The 16,577-nt window shown below is 54.1% G+C and carries 18 protein-coding genes; 11 read left to right on the top strand and 7 right to left on the bottom strand.

The genetic code is table 11. The features are described from left to right. Positions 1-171 precede the first annotated feature (171 nt). The gene (locus tag RKA07_RS15355) at positions 172-1,176 is read right to left on the bottom strand and encodes a putative bifunctional diguanylate cyclase/phosphodiesterase (RefSeq protein WP_310966721.1); all 1,005 of its coding nucleotides are present in this window, start codon (positions 1,174-1,176) and stop codon (positions 172-174) included. Continuing rightward, a complete protein-coding gene (locus RKA07_RS15350) occupies positions 1,125-2,285 on the bottom strand; it encodes a PAS domain S-box protein (protein WP_310966720.1) in 1,161 nt (386 codons plus the stop codon). The genes RKA07_RS15355 and RKA07_RS15350 overlap by 52 nt, the downstream gene beginning before the upstream one ends. A gap of 307 nt (positions 2,286-2,592) precedes the next feature. Here RKA07_RS15350 and RKA07_RS15345 point away from each other — a divergent pair, with 307 nt between their 5' ends. The 10 genes from RKA07_RS15345 (at position 2,593) to RKA07_RS15300 (ending at position 11,586) form a co-directional block, all read left to right on the top strand. Beyond that, positions 2,593-3,183 (top strand): LemA family protein, encoded by a 591-nt coding sequence (locus RKA07_RS15345; RefSeq protein WP_310966756.1) that lies wholly within the window; start codon positions 2,593-2,595, stop codon positions 3,181-3,183. Beyond that, on the top strand, positions 3,184-3,969 hold the full coding sequence (locus RKA07_RS15340; RefSeq protein ID WP_310966719.1) for a TPM domain-containing protein: 786 nt from the start codon (positions 3,184-3,186) through the stop codon (positions 3,967-3,969). Positions 3,970-4,023: 54 nt separating this feature from the next. Beyond that, complete coding sequence (locus tag RKA07_RS15335) at positions 4,024-4,641, top strand: TPM domain-containing protein (protein ID WP_200368933.1); 618 nt, start codon at positions 4,024-4,026, stop codon at positions 4,639-4,641. 239 nt (positions 4,642-4,880) lie between these two features. After that, the gene (locus RKA07_RS15330) at positions 4,881-5,660 is read left to right on the top strand and encodes an SGNH/GDSL hydrolase family protein (protein WP_310966718.1); all 780 of its coding nucleotides are present in this window, start codon (positions 4,881-4,883) and stop codon (positions 5,658-5,660) included. A gap of 57 nt (positions 5,661-5,717) precedes the next feature. After that, complete coding sequence (locus RKA07_RS15325; protein ID WP_310966717.1) at positions 5,718-6,743, top strand: hypothetical protein; 1,026 nt, start codon at positions 5,718-5,720, stop codon at positions 6,741-6,743. 119 nt (positions 6,744-6,862) lie between these two features. Beyond that, on the top strand, positions 6,863-7,600 hold the full coding sequence (locus tag RKA07_RS15320; RefSeq protein ID WP_310966716.1) for a glutathione peroxidase: 738 nt from the start codon (positions 6,863-6,865) through the stop codon (positions 7,598-7,600). Between the two features lie 152 nt (positions 7,601-7,752). Then, the gene (locus RKA07_RS15315) at positions 7,753-8,457 is read left to right on the top strand and encodes a DUF3348 family protein (protein ID WP_310966715.1); all 705 of its coding nucleotides are present in this window, start codon (positions 7,753-7,755) and stop codon (positions 8,455-8,457) included. Beyond that, positions 8,454-10,313, top strand: coding sequence for a DUF802 domain-containing protein (locus RKA07_RS15310; protein WP_310966714.1), 1,860 nt, complete (start codon positions 8,454-8,456; stop codon positions 10,311-10,313). The genes RKA07_RS15315 and RKA07_RS15310 overlap by 4 nt, the downstream gene beginning before the upstream one ends. Then, entirely contained in the window at positions 10,313-10,969 is a 657-nt protein-coding gene (locus RKA07_RS15305; protein WP_310966713.1) for an OmpA family protein, read from the top strand. Before RKA07_RS15310 ends, RKA07_RS15305 begins: the two co-directional genes overlap by 1 nt. Continuing rightward, positions 10,966-11,586 (top strand): DUF2894 domain-containing protein, encoded by a 621-nt coding sequence (locus RKA07_RS15300; RefSeq protein ID WP_310966712.1) that lies wholly within the window; start codon positions 10,966-10,968, stop codon positions 11,584-11,586. The genes RKA07_RS15305 and RKA07_RS15300 overlap by 4 nt, the downstream gene beginning before the upstream one ends. A gap of 1 nt (position 11,587) precedes the next feature. Here RKA07_RS15300 and RKA07_RS15295 read toward each other — a convergent pair whose 3' ends face one another. Further along, complete coding sequence (locus RKA07_RS15295) at positions 11,588-11,731, bottom strand: hypothetical protein (protein ID WP_310966711.1); 144 nt, start codon at positions 11,729-11,731, stop codon at positions 11,588-11,590. Between the two features lie 113 nt (positions 11,732-11,844). Between RKA07_RS15295 and RKA07_RS15290 the strand changes: the two genes are divergently transcribed. Further along, positions 11,845-12,258, top strand: coding sequence for a hypothetical protein (locus RKA07_RS15290; RefSeq protein WP_310966710.1), 414 nt, complete (start codon positions 11,845-11,847; stop codon positions 12,256-12,258). 321 nt (positions 12,259-12,579) lie between these two features. Here the strand turns inward: RKA07_RS15290 and RKA07_RS15285 are convergent, their stop codons facing one another. The 4 genes from RKA07_RS15285 to RKA07_RS15270 form a co-directional block, all read right to left on the bottom strand. Continuing rightward, a complete protein-coding gene (locus RKA07_RS15285) occupies positions 12,580-13,404 on the bottom strand; it encodes a TSUP family transporter (protein ID WP_310966709.1) in 825 nt (274 codons plus the stop codon). A gap of 88 nt (positions 13,405-13,492) precedes the next feature. Then, positions 13,493-15,019, bottom strand: coding sequence for a tripartite tricarboxylate transporter permease (locus tag RKA07_RS15280; RefSeq protein WP_310966708.1), 1,527 nt, complete (start codon positions 15,017-15,019; stop codon positions 13,493-13,495). A 2-nt stretch (positions 15,020-15,021) separates the two neighbouring features. Continuing rightward, positions 15,022-15,468 (bottom strand): tripartite tricarboxylate transporter TctB family protein, encoded by a 447-nt coding sequence (locus RKA07_RS15275; protein WP_200205100.1) that lies wholly within the window; start codon positions 15,466-15,468, stop codon positions 15,022-15,024. Then, a complete protein-coding gene (locus RKA07_RS15270) occupies positions 15,465-16,442 on the bottom strand; it encodes a Bug family tripartite tricarboxylate transporter substrate binding protein (protein WP_310966707.1) in 978 nt (325 codons plus the stop codon). The genes RKA07_RS15275 and RKA07_RS15270 overlap by 4 nt, the downstream gene beginning before the upstream one ends. Positions 16,443-16,577: the final 135 nt, after the last annotated feature.

Raw genomic sequence — 16,577 nt, 5'->3', positions numbered from 1 at the left:
TTCTGCATCAGCCGTTCCACAGCATGAAAACTTATGTTTTTTCAATGAATTAGAATGAAAAACAAGAAGAAATGAGGCTCTATAACCAATAGCCAGGAGCCCAATAACGTGCACCCGGAAGCAAGGCGCCCTGCTGTGGTGCAACCTGGTGGCGAAGAAAATGTGAAGTGATCAAGACCGCCCTGCGTTTATTGCCTCATCGTATGGCAACGGCCGGGCAAACAGGTAGCCTTGGGCCTGGTCGCAGCCGCGCTCATACAGCAGCGCCAATTGCTCCTCGGTTTCCACACCTTCAGCCACGACTTTGAGCTCCAGGGCATGAGCCATGGCGATGATGGTGTTAACGATCACTTTACTGCCCGGATCTGTTGTTACTTCTGCGATAAAGGATTTGTCGATCTTCAGGGTATCGATAGGGAAGCGTTTGAGATAACTCAGGCTTGAGTATCCCGTGCCAAAATCATCCAGGGAAATGCTCAGGCCCAAACCAGCCAGCTCTGTCATTATTCCTATTGCCGACTCAACGTCGTATAGGAGAGCGCTTTCGGTGATCTCCAATTCAAGGTTGGCCGGCGGCATGCCGGTTTCTTCCAGAATCTGCTGAATTACGCCAAGGAGGTTCTTCTGGTGAAACTGTCGGGCGGAGAGGTTCACGGCCATTTTCAAATCGCGGCCAGCGGCTCCCAGGCGGCAGGCTTCGCGCAATACCCATTCACCAATAGGAACGATTAGCCCTGTCTTTTCTGCCAGGGGGATAAAGCGGTCTGGAGCCACCATGCCTTCTGTTGGGTGATTCCAGCGTAGAAGTGCTTCAAGCCCCACAACCTGCCCGGTGGCAATATCAATCTGCTGCTGATAATGCAGCAAGAACTGGTTACGGTCCAAGGCATGCCTTAATGATGTTTCCAGCGCCAGCCCATCACCGGAGGTATTGTCGCTCACGGGGTCGAAGTGCTGATAATCATTGCCACCTTGTGCCTTGATAGCCACCATGGCACTTCGGGCGCTATTGATTACCGCATCCATATCCGTCCCGCTACGCGGGTATTCTGCAATGCCCATACTGCATGAGACAAAGAGTTCCCGGCCCTCGTCCATCACGATAACTGAGTGCAACTCACCCACTATGCATTTAGCAACATCCGATACCTCTGCGGCACTCTGGCCTGGTAGCAAAACGATAAACTCATCAGCACCCCAGCGGTGCGCTCGTAGTCATGGCGATACCCCTCATGTCCCTTGCGAGCCTCTTCAGGAACCAACTGTTCTACTGACCGGCCTAATAGCTCGCCTGCCGGGTAGAGGAACAGAGTGTGCGCAAGCTTGTTGGCCATTTGGATGATGCCACTGTCATCGATCATGATCGTGGCTACAGGAGATGCATCTATAGTCGAGCGAAATCGTGCTTCTTCGCGGTTCAGGGCTTCCGCCCCACGCCAGCCAATAAAGCCAAGCACCAGAATGCTGGAGAGACTACTCAGTGCGAAGCCGAACGCAGGCGAATAGTAGTCCGCCACTACTCCCTGCATGCTTAGCCAGCCGGTTATTACCGGTGTGACGATAATGAACGGCATTAGCCGGCGCAGAGACCGCCCACCAATGTAGGAACTTGTGACAGAACGCACCAGGCCATCATCTGGCCGGGCGAACAGCATGCCGGCACCGCAGAGCACTAACAGCAAAGATGTGTGCAAGGCCATGGTGGAGAAAATAAAGAGTCTGAACTTTTGCACACCAAAAGCATAGCCGACCAGCACTGCTCCACTGACCATGATTACCGCCAGCGCCAGGGTCTGCAAAATCAGCGTGGCGTAGCGAACCGTTAGCACTGTAGCCAGCCAGGCGACACCTATCACACTGAAGCATAATGCGGTGGCAGCAGACATGCGCCCGGGCCATTCGCCAGGCGGCGTTTCAGGGTCTTTAACCAGAACCTCATCGATGCCCAGTTGCCATCCCATTAGATATTCGAGAAGCGTCACCCCCGATATCAGGAGTATAAAAACCGCCAGCAGAGCAACAATGTAGTCTCCGCCCGAGGCGCGGCCAAAGATCGCTTTACATTGAAAAATCAGTCCACAGGCGAGAAAGCAAAGTGCGGTATTAAACTTCATGGACTCAAAGGCCGGCAGTATGCGTTTTCCTGCCTCAATATCGAAAACCCACGACACCACAACCAAAGCAGCGATGGCGATGACCACCCAGCCAATCTGGTTAACAGTGCGTTTGTAAATTTCCTGCAAGCCCGGAGTTATAACTTTATGCGGGCAGCTTACCCCTTGCATGGCACCCTTCCTTATATCAATGCCTGGGATGAACCCGGTGCGCCTTTACCGGCCAGCTGACCGGCAGATACATTTCGCTCCAACATACGCGGAACAAACGAAAGAAGGAAGATGGCTCAATGGCTACCCAGCTCTCAACCAGTATGATCTTAAACAGCCAACCGGATATCAGTATTGATAGTCTAGCAGGCTGTTTTGAAATGGCTGAGTGTGAGACCCTTTCTACCATTAACAGCCCTTGGTTCGGGGGCATTGGTCATCATCAGGGAACTCTTACACCATGCAAACACAGCCAACATACACACCCATGCGTTCGATGCGGCAACTCATAACCTTGCTCATGCTGGCGTTTCTGCTAACCGGCTGCGGCATCAACAACATTCCCACCTACGATGAAAAAGTTAAGTCCGCCTGGTCGCAGGTTGAAAACCAGTATCAACGCCGGGCAGATCTGGTACCTAACCTGGTGGAAACAGTGAAAGGCTTTGCTGCTCAGGAGAAGGAAACGCTCACGGCGGTTATTGAGGCGCGCTCCAAGGCAACCTCCATTCAGGTTGATGAAAGCATTCTGAACAACCCTCAGAAGCTCCAGCAATTTCAGCAAGCTCAGGGTGAACTCAGCAGCGCATTGAGCCGATTGATGGCGGTTTCCGAACGTTACCCGGATTTGAAATCGAACCAAAACTTCCTGGCCCTGCAGTCGCAGCTTGAAGGCACTGAAAACCGCATCGCTGTTGCCCGGCGCGACTTTATTCAATCGGTAGAGCGCTACAACACCGAGATCCGGACTTTCCCGGGCAAAATCTGGCACAGCATTCTCTATAGCGAAATGGAAGTGCGTGAAAACTTCAAGGCTACGGCCGACAATGCCGACGAAGCGCCCAAGGTAACGTTTTAAATGCAATTTCCTTCGCGACACTCTTTGCGCTACGCCTTTATCCACCCCGTTGCGGTCATACTTGCCCTGATTGTACTGCCTGTATCAGCGGCGCTGGCGCAATCTGCGCCAGAGTTCCCGGAACTGACGGGTCGGGTGGTGGATAAGGCGGAGATGCTGAGCCCTGCTACCGAAAGCCGGATAGCCCAAATGCTTGAGGCCCACGAACAAAGCACCACAGAGCAGGTTGTGGTCGTCACCGTGCCGGATCTTCAGGGTTATGGCATAGAAGACTATGGCTATCAGCTAGGCCGTCACTGGGGCATAGGCCAGCAAGGTGAAGATAATGGCGCTCTGTTGATCGTTGCCAAGGAGGAACGCAGAATTCGGATAGAAGTGGGCTATGGCCTAGAGGGGCACCTTACTGATGCGGCTTCAGCCACCATTATCAACCGGATAATCGCCCCCGATTTCAAGCAAGGTCAGTTCGAACAAGGCATTGCCAATGGCGCTGCCGCCATGGTGCAAGTTCTTGGCGGCGAGCCCCTGGCTGCGCCGGCCAGAACCGGAAGCGGCCCCCAGGAAAAACCCAACCCGAAAACGGTGTTGATGTTTTTCCTATTCATTATGGCTGTCATTTTCTTCATGGGTGGTGGCCGCGGCCAAGGCGGCCGTTCAGGCGCAGCTCTGGTAGGTGGTGCACTGCTAGGCGCCAGCATGGGTGGCCGTGGTGGCGGTTTCGGTGGAGGTGGTTTTGGCGGCGGGGGCGGAGGCTTCGGCGGCGGAGGGGCATCTGGTGGCTGGTAGCGATCAAGCACGCATCGGAAAGGCAACCTTCAACCCAACAAACAGTGATACCCCATGACATTACTAAGCAAGCAGGAACAGGAACAAGTGGCGGCCGCTATCACCGCAGTTGAGCGTGAAACCGACGCAGAAGTGGTAACGGTGCTAACCGCCCAGGCCGACAATTACGCATATATCCCCCTGCTCTGGGCCGGGATCATTGCGCTTTTGGTGCCCGGTATTATTAATTACCTTACCAGCTGGCTGTCGGCAGATGTACTCCTCCTCAGCCAATGGGGCGTGTTTGCCCTGCTCAGTCTGGTGTTCCGGATACCCGGCATCAACAGGCGGCTGATCCCCCGATCCGTAGGCTATTGGCGTGCGTCAAACCTGGCCCGGCGTCAGTTTCTGGAACAGAACCTGCACCACACCGCAGGCGCCACTGGCATGCTGATTTTCGTCTCTGAAGCCGAGCGCTACGTTGAGATTCTGGTAGACCGGGGCATATCGGAAAGAATAGGCAACGACGCCTGGGAAGACATCATTGCGGCATTCACCAAGCAAGTAAAACAGGGCGAGACACTGACGGGCTTCATTTCCTGCATTGAAGACTGTGGAAAGCACCTGAAAGCCAAGGTACCTGCCACCCACCAGAAAGATGAACTGCCAAATCATTTGGTTATATTGTCTTAAAAAGCCTTGAAGTGGTGGTCACCCCGGCTCAATTGCAGGCTGACCACCACCGCCTTTTACACAAAGGTTAATAGTCCGTTTGGAATCCAATGTGACCCCGCTCACAGTGGCTTGCAACTGGCCGCTTAGGACAAGCCAAACCGCGTTTTTCCGTTTCTATAAACCCCCACTACAAGCCACTATCCATATTGCAGTACCAAAAGAAAAAAAGTACTTCCCTTACAAACGGAGTTGCAATAATGGATAACAATATTAAAAAACGAGCCGCAGTCTCGGTACCAAGCCGCGCCGCCCATCTTCGGGCTGCCGTTGTGGTCTGTGCCGCGTTTCTATTCACCGGCTGCAGTGAGTTGGGCTACCTGCTCAGCAACGACAAGGTGACGGATGCAGACAACAACCAGGTGGTTTTTGTTGGTGACTCAATCTTCGCCCTGTCTGGCGAGATACAGAATCAGCTTGAATCAAAAGCAGGTGAAACCTTCCGGCGCTACACCGTATCCGGTGCCGAGCTTAGCGGAGAGCTGATTGCACCTTCCATTCCTAACCAGTTTCGCGAGGCGGTCTCTGACGACCCGAACATCGACATAGTGGTAGGTGATGGCGGCGGTAACGACCTTCTGATCCCCGCGATCATGTTCAACTCGAACAGCTGCAAAACGCCGTGGTACCGCTTCGGAAGACTGAGCCAGAAGTGTATCGACATTATTGATAACACTTACGTTGAAGGCGTAGATTTCCTAAATGAAATGGCGGCAGCCGGTGTCCGGAAGGGCATTTTTGTAGGGTACTACTACACCAAAAACGGGCTATTCCGCCTGAAAGACATGAAAGAAGCCATCGATTACGGCAATGCCACTCTGGCCCGTGCGTGCAAGAACTCCGTGCTCGACTGCACCTTTGTTGATACCCGCCCGGTCATCAGCAACAGCGACATTATTTTCGACGGCATTCACCCTGCAGATAGCGGTTCGAAAAAAATTGCAGATCTGATCTGGCCCAAGCTTCAACCTCTGCTCTAATCAGTAACTGGAATTTGGTGGCCGCATTCGCGGCCACCATGCTTCAAAGGCAAAACAATGAGCTCAAAGACACGCTATGGCCTTCTTACCGTCATCGTCGCCGTTGGCGCAATCGGTGGCTACATGCTCCTTCATCAATCAGATGAACAGGTGCATCAGATAACGAACGGAACCGGACACAGCGCCAACTCAGAACACTCACTTGAAGATCCCGCGGCAAAAGATTCATCACAGTTGGCTATAAAGTTGGCTGTGCAATATCTGGAAAGTTATGGAGACTCCATAGCCGAGCCCGCAACTCAAGCTCGTTTGTATAACGAACGACGAGCCTTGCTGGAACAGTACCCCGACGTTGGCGCTCAACTGTTTGAGCGCGCGATAGAAACGGCATTTCCAGAACTACGCAGCCAAATCATAGCCCTCATGGCCAACCTCGACCGCTATAACACGTGGCTGGACAACAACGAGCTGCGCCTGCATGCACTCCCTGTTTTTCAACAGGAAATGGAGCTCTGGCAACAGCGGGAAGCCCTCTTCGGGGCTATAGCAAGCCAGATATGGGGGGAAGAAAAGTCCTATCTGGAAGAGAAGTCACAGGTCTTCCAGCAAAAAATGACACACCTGAATGAAGCCAGTGAACTGCAGCTAACAGAGCTGGCACACCAGTTGAAAACCAATGCAGAAGAGGTTTACGGTGGAGATCTGGGCTTCCAGTTCGCAGGCTCTGGCGCCTTGGGGCATGCTCTTTTCAGCCTGGAAAGCGTGCAAACCAAACTCAAAAACTTGCCCCCGAACCAACGCCAGCAAGCCATTAACAGCCTCAGACTCCAACTAGGCTTTTCCGAAGGCGCCGTGGAGCGAATGGCCGAACAGGATCAGGTCCGGGAAGACAAATGGCAGAAGGGCGAAGTCTACACCACCGAACGGGACGCTCTAAACCAGCGCCTGTCTGGGGAAGCGCTCAAAACAGCACTCAACGAATTGCGCGAGAAGCACTTCGGAATGGCTGCGCCGACCATCGCCCGGGAAGAAGAGGAAGGATTTTACCGGTTTGAACGGCCCCGGCAGTATGGGCTGAACTGACTTACGAAGGGGCTCTCGACTTTATACTTGGCTCTGACAATCTCCTGTGTCCAGAAAGGTTTGATTGCGATACAGTTTCCCTATCGAACAAATAACCCACGAACTCCAAGGAGTTTTAAATGTTAAGTTCATCGGAAGGTAAGAAAGTCCCTCAGGTTACGTTTCCCATTCGTCGTGACAACGAGTGGACATCGGTAACCAGCGACGAGCTATTCAACGGCCAAACAGTCATTGTGTTCGCTTTGCCGGGCGCGTTTACACCAACCTGTTCAAGCACTCACTTGCCGCGATACAACGAGCTGGCACCGGTATTCAAAGAGTTGGGCGTAGACCGGGTAATCTGCTTGTCGGTGAACGATCCTTTCGTCATGCAGGCATGGGCTGAAGACCAGCACGCCGACAACATCGAATTCATTCCAGACGGCAACGGCGACTTCTCCCGTGAAATGGGCATGCTGGTCAGCAAAAGCGCCATCGGGTTTGGTGACCGCAGCTGGCGCTATTCCATGCTGGTGAAAGACGGCACCATTGAAAAGATGTTCATAGAGCCAGACAGGCCTGGCGACCCGTTTGAAGTGTCCGATGCCGACACAATGCTCAACTACATCAAGCCGGATGCAACCCTGCCGGCACGGGTAACAGTATTCACAAAGCCCGGGTGCCCGCACTGTACGCGCGCCAAATCGCTGCTACAGAGCAAGGGTTACAAGTATGAAGAGATCAAGCTGGGCAGTGGCGGCTTGTCTTACAGCACCCTGCAGGCAGTGACCGGCAAAGGCACAACCCCGCAAGTATTTATCGACGGCCAGCTGGTTGGCGGCGCCGATGAACTTGAAGCACTGATGGCCAAGCGCTGATCGGTTAGCACTGCATATATGCCCGGGCATAGTCTGTTCGGGCATATATTTCTGGCAATTCAGTCATTATCAATCACCTCCCATACCCTTTAGAATAGTCGCCCCAGAAAGCCCGGGATTTTCCTGTTACCCAACCTGTGCGCGATTATTTGATGACTCAATCACCCTCACATTCTGCCGGGGTTTCACCACCAAGGCTGCTGCAGCTGCTAGCCCAATCCGGGGCGCCGCTTGCTGACGGCCCGCTGCCCTGTTGTGGCGAACGCCTGGGGCGACTGTTTGGGCTTTCAGACACCCTTGTTCTGGATTCCGCGATTGCTTTTCGATCCCGCCATCCGGGCATGGATCAAGGGCCAGCTTTTGAACGAATCATTAAGGAACTGGCCACCACTCGCACAGCACTCGTTCGAAAAATCTCCAAGTACGGCGATGAAATTGAGCCAACGGATAATGTGGATTTTGAACTGTATTTGAATAGCTGGCTAACCCTGCAACGCAGAGTGATCGCCGCCAGCCGTCAGCTTCGCGACAAAACCCGAAAAGCGATGAAGGATCACAACCAGAATCTGGCCAGGCTGGCAGAGCTGGATTCAACCTTCGACCAGGCAATGACCGGGTACACCAGCCAGTGTTTCTCTCATATTTCCAAAGTATTGGAGCAGCGATTTCACGCGCTGTCTCCCGCAGAACAAACAACCTCTGATCCCTCCCACGAAACCGGCATTGCGCCGGATGATTGGCTCCACCGTTACTGCGAAGAAGCGCAGAATCTTTTACTCGCTGAACTGGATGTTCGGCTGGAGCCAGTACTGGGATTACTTGAGGCCTGCCACAACGAGGTAATGGATTCTCCATGAGCAGACTTTTCTTCTTTTTCGCTTTTGCCATAGGCCTGGCGGTAACGGCCTGGATTGGCCAGCGCTTTTTAGGCTCTGACCTGCTGGCGCTGTCCGTAACGGTCATCATTGCGGCGGTCTACACGCTGGGGTTTGTTGAGTTGATGGGGTTCCGGAGCACAACCCGAAAACTGCAACAGAAGCTGGGCACCACACCGGAAAGCCGCGAGCAACTGACAAGCTGGCTCTCCGGCCTGCCGGAGCAAGTTCAGTTTGCAGTACAGAGGCGCATTGATGGGCATTTTGCTGCACTGCCAAGCCCGCAGTTTACGCCCTACCTGGTTGGCCTATTGGTTATGCTTGGCCTGCTAGGCACCTTTGCCGGCATGATTGTGACCTTGAGCGGCGCGGCATCTGCATTGGATGGCAGCACCGAACTCAGTGTGATTCGCAGCGCTCTGGCCGCCCCGATTGCCGGGCTGAGCTTGGCCTTCGGCACCTCCATTGCCGGTGTGGCAGCGTCCGCAATGTTGGGGCTGGCCTCCACCCTCAGCCGCCGGGAACTCTTACAGGTATCCCGCCAGCTGGATAAGACTCTGCGCCAGCGGTTACACCACCTGTCGACAGACTATCAGCGCCAACAGGCGTTCAAAGCACTGGAATCCCAAGCAGAAGCCCTGCCCCAACTGGCAACTGCCATGGAATCCATGACCGCCCGCATGGAGCAGCTAGGGCAGCAGCTTGAGCAATCCCTTACCCGAAATCAGCAAGAGTTCCACACCACCGTTGGCGGTCACTACCAGACCCTGGCAACGTCTGTGGCCGAGTCTCTTGAGAAAGCTCTGGAATCGAGCAGCCGCCTGGCCGCTGAGCGCATAGAGCCGATCGTTACCGAAGCCATGACAACTCTGCAGTCCAGCGCCGGAAAGCTCCAGGAAGACTGGTCTGCCACCACCGAGCAGCAGCTTGCTGAACTCACAGATAGCTTCCAGAAAACCACACAGGAAGCAGGTAATAACTGGCAGCAAAATCTTCTGGCTCAGCAACAAGCCTCGGCTGAACACAGCAAAGCTCTGCAGAATACCTTGCAGGAATACCAATCCCACTTCCGTGAAGAAAGCGCCAAGCTCACCACCAATCAGCAACAAGGCCTGAATGCTCTCATCACCCGAATCAGCGAGCAGCTTTCCAAACTGCATGAGCAAGAAGCAACCCGAGGCGACGCGGCCAATGAACGCCTGGCCCAGCTGGAAGCAACCGTCACCAAACACCTGACCGAATTGGGCGCCGGCCTGGAAGCCCCCATGACCCGCCTGATAGAAACCGCGTCGGAAACCCCCAAAGCCGCCGCACGGGTGATCTCGCAACTGCAAAGCGAAATGGCCCGCAACAGCGAACGGGAAAACCAACTGCTGGAAGAGCGTCAGCGGCTGGTTCAGGAGCTGGACAGCCTTCTGGAATCCCAGCGCAGCAATGCAGACAGCCAGCGCGAGGCGGTGGATTCTCTTATCAGTGGTGCAGGCGACACCCTCACAGGCATCAGCGAACGCTTTAATGTTCTGATTCAGGAGCAAAGCCAGCAACTCGGCAAGCTGGGCGAAGACATCACCGGCAGCAGCCAGGAAGTCGGCGCCCTCAGCGAATCCTTCCTTGCCGCAGTAGAACTGTTCAGCGCGTCTAACACTCAGCTTCAGGAAAGCCTGGCCAACATTCAGAAAGCACTGGATGGAGCCGGCAAGCGCCACGATGAACAGTTGGCCTATTACGTTGCCCAGGCCCGAGAAGTTATCGACCTCTCCGTAAGCTCCCAGAAAGACGTGATTGATGCGGCTACAGCTCTGATCGCCAATCACGCCGAGACCAGCGGAGCCAGTTGATGGAATATCTGGAAGACGGTGAACAGCAGTCCACCCCTATCTGGGCAATATTCTCAGACCTGATGGCTGCGCTGGTGGGTATTCTGGTGCTGATACTGGTGTGGGTGATTGGCGTTCAACTGGAACTGAGCCAATCCCTTGAGGAAGAAAAAGCCAAGCGGGAAGCCGAAGAACAGCGGCGGATTGCCCTGGAGCAAGCACTGGAAGATCCGCTCACCAAAGGCCTGGTGACCTTTCACAATGGCCGCATTGGCATCAGTGGCAACGTGCTGTTTGAGCTGAACTCGGATCAGCTGCAAGCCGATGGCGTGGAAGTATTGGAAGCCCTCATCACCCCGCTGCAAACCTATCTGACTCAGCACCCGGAACTGCTGATGATCAGCGGCTTCACCGATGACCTGCCCATGCACAGCGGCAACCGGTACCAAGACAACTGGGGGCTGTCTGCCCAGAGGGCACTTACAGTCACCCGAACATTAATAGAACTTGGCCTGCCCAACGATCGGGTATTCGCCGCAGCCTTTGGCCCGCACCATCCGGCGGTGCCCAATATTGATTCAGAATCCCGAGCTCAGAATCGGCGAGTAGAAATTAGCACTGTACCTCTGGCACCTCAATCACCTGCAACGGCTGAAGCGGAGGCTGGCAGCGGATGAATGCGTTAGCCGAAGCCACCAGCTTTCACCCGCAACTGGAAGACCTCCGAAACGCCGGAGCCGACCAGATGAACCCGGCTCGCTTCCGCTACCTGGAAGCCTTGGCGCTGCGCTTGGAAGCAAAATGTCTGCAGCACACCCGCCATTGGCAGAAGCTGGAGCAGGCTGCCGCAGATTACAAGGAAAGGTTCGAAGCACTTCAGCAGTCAACAAAAACCATTGAAGCACCTGGCCCTTCGCCGCTCTCAGCTTTGCTGGACAGGCTGAATCAAACCCAGAGTACACCTCAAACACAACCCCGGTCGACGCTTGAACAGCTGGTGTTTGGAGCGCCCGAAGAAAGCTCAGAAGCCCCACAGAGCATTGCCAACACCAGCTCCCACCAGCCTCTAAAAGCCATGGCCAGAGCATCGGCAGACCGGGGAGAGCAAGCCCTTCAGGACCGTGTTCGCTGCGCCATCGAACAGGCCCCCGAAGACGCCGGCCCCATGAACGCACACCGCCTGGTGAGCCTGGCAATGGCCGAAATGCAGAAGTTGTCGCCGGAGTATCTAAACCGGCTGGTGAAATACACAGACACGCTAATGGCGCTGGAAAGATTGGGGCGAAAAGGTTAGTTCAAAAAAACGCGCTAACCATACCCACACTACTGACCGCCAACAGCACCACACCCAGCATGCGGAAAAACACCGGTGTTTCCGCTTTCAGAATACGCTCATGGAAGCGCAGCCCGACCACATGCTCTATTGAGGCCCAGGGCAACCAACACGCTGTTATGTTGGGGCTTGCAAGTTTTCACGGCGCTGCAGTAAGAATGGAAAAGTAGGGCAGATATCCTATACTCTGAACCGTGGATTAACTCTTGAGGGAATATTATGAAAAAAACATTTGCTATCACCATGTTGGCGTTCTTGTTTTCTGCTTCCAGCGTTGTTCTCAGTCAGGAAATTCTCGATGGGGAGCAGATTGCCAAGCTACTTGTAGGGAATACTTTGCAAGCAGATTACCAGGAAGGTGGTGAGTGTCGTCGCACGTTTTATGAGTACTTTTCGGAGGATGGCAAAATCTATGGTCAGGAAAAGCGAGCTCAACAAGCTTCTGGCTATACGAGATATCTCGGAACCTGGGAAGTAAAAGATGGAGAATTCTGCACCAACGTGGGTTACGGACATCGTGGCGGTTGCAGTGTTTTTGAAAAGGTGGGAGATGGTGCCTACATGAGACAGTTTGACGGTTTCGCCATTGACCGGGTAAAGATTCATGAAGGGCGCCATAGACCCTGCATGTAATCGGAGTGTTCACCTCGCAAACACGGCACTTAAGATAACGGCCGGATTGGTGCCGTAGAGGGTAGTTGCTACTTGCCTCCAAGTATTTGGACGTAAACATAAAAAACGGGCAATGTACTTCAAGCCTGAGTCTAACCGAAGCGAGCAGGCTTATTACTGCTCGCTTTACTAAGGCTTGCATAAACTACGGCACTGTCCTGGCCTTGCACATCCCTATAACTCAGACCTTAATAAATCCGGCATAAACGTCAGACCCTAGCGTTCAATCATAGCCATCAAACTGCGTAATACAGATCGAATTCTGTTCATAGAATAGTGCTGTTAAAGCAATACGCTAACCATACCCACACTACTGACCACCAACAGCACCACCCCCAGCATGCGGAAAAACACCGGTGTTTCCGCTTTCAGAATACGCTCGTGAAAACGTAGCCCGATCACATGCCCTACCGCGGCACACGGCAGTAACCAAAGGTGATGGATCAACTGCAGATCAAGCCCAACCCAGATGAATGCGGCCAGCTTGATCAACACCAGAATAAACCAAAGGCCAAACAAGGTGTCGCGCAGCTTCTCCCGTGCCACGTGCTGTGCCGCAACCGCAATAATCAGCGGTGCGCCGATCAGCGAGGTGCCGCTGATGTAACCACCGGCCATCAGCAAGATCACATCCACGGTTTTACTTCTGCTGCGGAAAGGTCTGTTGATGATGTAAGACACCGAGTAGACCGCGACAATCACAAAAATAATTGCACTCAGCACGTGAGACGGCAGCGTAAACAGGCCAAACACGCCAATCAATTTGGGTACCAGCATGATGCCCAGCATCCGCCAGAGGTAGGACCAATCAACCGTGCCTTCGGGTGCTTTTGCGGCTGCATCTGGCCCGAACCCGGTCAGCTTTTGGCTACCATCACCGGTTTTGCCGGTGCGACTTTTGCGATTGTTCATCCAGATGGTCAAAGATGAGAAAAACAGCAGGTGCACCGCAATGATGGGCAGGAAGATTAGCGGGTCGTCTTTCACCAGCAACAGGAACGGCAGCGACAGCACCGCTCCGCCAAAGCCCAGGCCAGAGCGCACGAACCCGCTCCAGATAAAAATCAGTGCGACCAGGGCATACTGGATTAGAGAAAAATCTGACATAACTTCCTGTGCTTCGATAAATAAAAACACCGGGCAAAGCCCGGTGCACATCCTTCATAATACCCGCCGAAACGGCTTACCTTAGCGCTTAGTCGCTAACAGGCCCTTCCTTGATGGCGCTGCGCATACGACGACGCAGAACAGGTCCGACCAACGTCGGCAACACCAAACCAAGGCCGGCTACCAGCCACAACCCTATCGACAGTGGGCTCGACCAGAGTGTGGTCCAGTCACCATCAGACAGTATCAGCGCATGGCCCAGGTTCTTTTCCATTTCGGGCCCTAACAACAGGCCCAGAATAATGGGAACCAAAGGAATTTCCAGCTTTCGCAGAATATAACCGCCAACACCAAACAGAATCATGAAGTACAGATCAAAGGTGCTGTGGCTGATGGAGTAGATACCTACAAACGCCACCATGGTGACGATTGGCAGCAGGTACATAGGCGGTACAGACAGCAGCCTTACAAACACTCCGATCATCGGAATGTTCAGTATCAGCAGCAATACGTTACCAATCAGCAGTGCGGCGATTACACCCCACACGATATCCGCATTCTGGGTGAACATCAGAGGCCCGGGCGTAATATTGAGGGAAATCAACATCGCCAGCAATACTGCTGTAGTACCACTTCCGGGTACACCCAAGGTTAGCATGGGCACCAAGGCACCCGACGCGGCACCATTGTTACCGGCTTCCGGCGCCACTACACCACGAATATCACCTTCTCCAAAGCGGCCTTTTTTGCCGAGCACCGACTTCTCAAGGGTATAGCTTATAAAGCTTCCCAATGAGGCCCCCGCGCCTGGCAGAACTCCGGCAATAAAGCCGAGCACACCACCACGCAGCTGAGTGGGAATTGTCGATACAATCTCTTTGAAGGTCAGCGTCAGCTTGCCCATATTCACTTTGCTGCGGCCTTTGCCCATGCGTGCTTCTACAAAAAACAGAAGCTCGGATATGGCAAACAGACCCACAATCGCCAAAATGAAATCGATGCCCTCATACAGCTCCAGCACGCCCCCGGTGTACCTCTGGGTACCGGTAGAGATATCGATTCCCACTGTGGAAATCATGATGCCCAGCGCAGCTGCAATCACCGTCTTCATCGGGTTCTTGCCGGTTATGCCTCCCAGCGTAGCGAAGGCGAGCAAGAACAGCGCGAAGTATTCCGCCGGCCCAAAGGTCAGCGCAAAGCGCGCCAGCACTGGCGCCAGCATGATCAGCCCCAAGGTCCCGATCAGACTGCCCGCAAAGGAGGCAATCGCCGAGATTGCCAAGGCATCTGCCGCACGGCCTTTTTTCGCCATGGGGTAGCCATCAAGGCAGGTCATCATGGCTGGCTCATCGCCCGGGATATTCAGCAGGATCGATGAAATCCGGCCGCCGTACATGGCACCCGCATAAACCGATGTGAGCAGAATCATTGCCGTTTCAGGCGGCAAGCCCAAGGTAAAGGCAAGAGGTATCAGAATGGCCACACCATTCGCCGGGCCCAGGCCTGGCAGGCAGCCAATCAGGGTGCCCACGAAGGCACCAAACAGCGCAAACATCAGGTTGTACGGCGTTAACGCCACCGCAAACCCGTCCATCAGAAAACCAAGTGTTTCCATGGTTAAAAGCCTCCCAGCAAGCCAGTGGGCAGGCTCAGAGACAAGCCATAGTTAAACAACCCGAACACCACAACGGCACTGAGCAGCCCAATTGCAAACGCTGATTTAGCAGGTGCACCCATGCGCCAGCTCAACGCGCCAACCGCCAGGGTAGTGGAGATAACAAAGCCCAATGGCTCAAGCAGCAGCGCGTAAACCACCAGCACAATGATCGAAACCACCAACTCCAGGGCTGTTTTCCCAACAGGCCACTGGGTGTCGGCATCCGGCTTGATCATCAGGTACAGGCTCCCCACCACCAGCACAACGGCCAGCATGGTGGGGAAGGTTTCCGGCCCTACCCCCTCGGTACCACCGAAGGGTTCAGGCCACTGTTGCGCCACCCAGCCATAGGCAACCGCCAGCACCAACAGGCACAAGCCCAGAATACGGTCGCCCAGGCCAGTCATTTCAGTAGACCAATTTCCCGGGACAGGGTTTCAATGTCCTGCACCTGGTTGGTTACAAAGCTTTCAAACTCACCGGCTTTCGGGTGGAATGGAATCAAGCCGTTATTTTTCATGACCGCCTTCCACTCATCGCTGGCGTAAAGGGTGTCGACTGCGCCTACCCAATACTGCTGCGCTTCTGCGGAGGTGTCTTTTGGCATGTAAAATCCGCGCCAGTTAGGGCCGAGGGCATCAATGCCCTGCTCACGAGCGGTAGGAATGTTGCCGAACTTGCCCGGCAGGCGCTCTTCTGACAGCACCGCCAGCACGCGCAAATCACCGGATTCCATAAAGCCAGTGGCTTCGGATACGTCACCCGTGAATGCGTCCACCTGGCCGCCAACCACTTGTGTCATGGCTTCGCCACCGTTGTTGTACGACAGGTAAGGAATAGAAGGCAGTTTCTCAGCACCTGCAGCCTTTGCTGCTATGAGCACCTTGAGGTGATCCCAGCCGCCACGGGCACTGCCGCCAGCGAATTTGACTGAACGCGGGTTCTCTTTCACCGCATCCATCAGCTGGTTCAGGTTTTCATATTTGGAGTTTTTGCTTACAGCGATGATGCCGTAGTCTGCGCCCAATGCGCCAACCCACTTAACCATGGAGGCATCCATCCCCGGGAACTGCTTTTGAGCCAGCCGGGTGGTAGTAGCGGTAGAGGCCGCAACAATCAGTTTGTCGTCGTTTTTACGCTTACTTACGGTGTGGGCATAAGCAACACCGCCACCTGCGCCCGCCATGTTCACGGTTTGTACTGAACCACTTACCAGGTCCAGCTCCTGCATAACCTTACCCACACTGCGGCAGGTAAAATCCCAACCGCCGCCGGGGTCAGCCGGTGCCAGACACTCAACTTTTCCGCTGGGCTCCCAGGCCATGGCAGACATACTGAACGCAGCCGCTGCTGCAAATGCTATTGTTGTTTTGAAAAACATATTGATCACCTCGTTGTTGTTTCAATAAACAGACTAGAAGGCAATCCGTATTTGCTGAAGTTTGCGAGCGTAACTCACTTAAAAAAACTACTGTGCTTTTTGTTCATAAAGTTCACGGGCAAACCCGGTTGGGGT

This window comes from Marinobacter xiaoshiensis (genome assembly GCF_031631795.1).
Lineage (GTDB): Bacteria > Pseudomonadota > Gammaproteobacteria > Pseudomonadales > Oleiphilaceae > Marinobacter > Marinobacter xiaoshiensis.
This window is presented reverse-complemented; position numbering and strand designations above follow the sequence as displayed.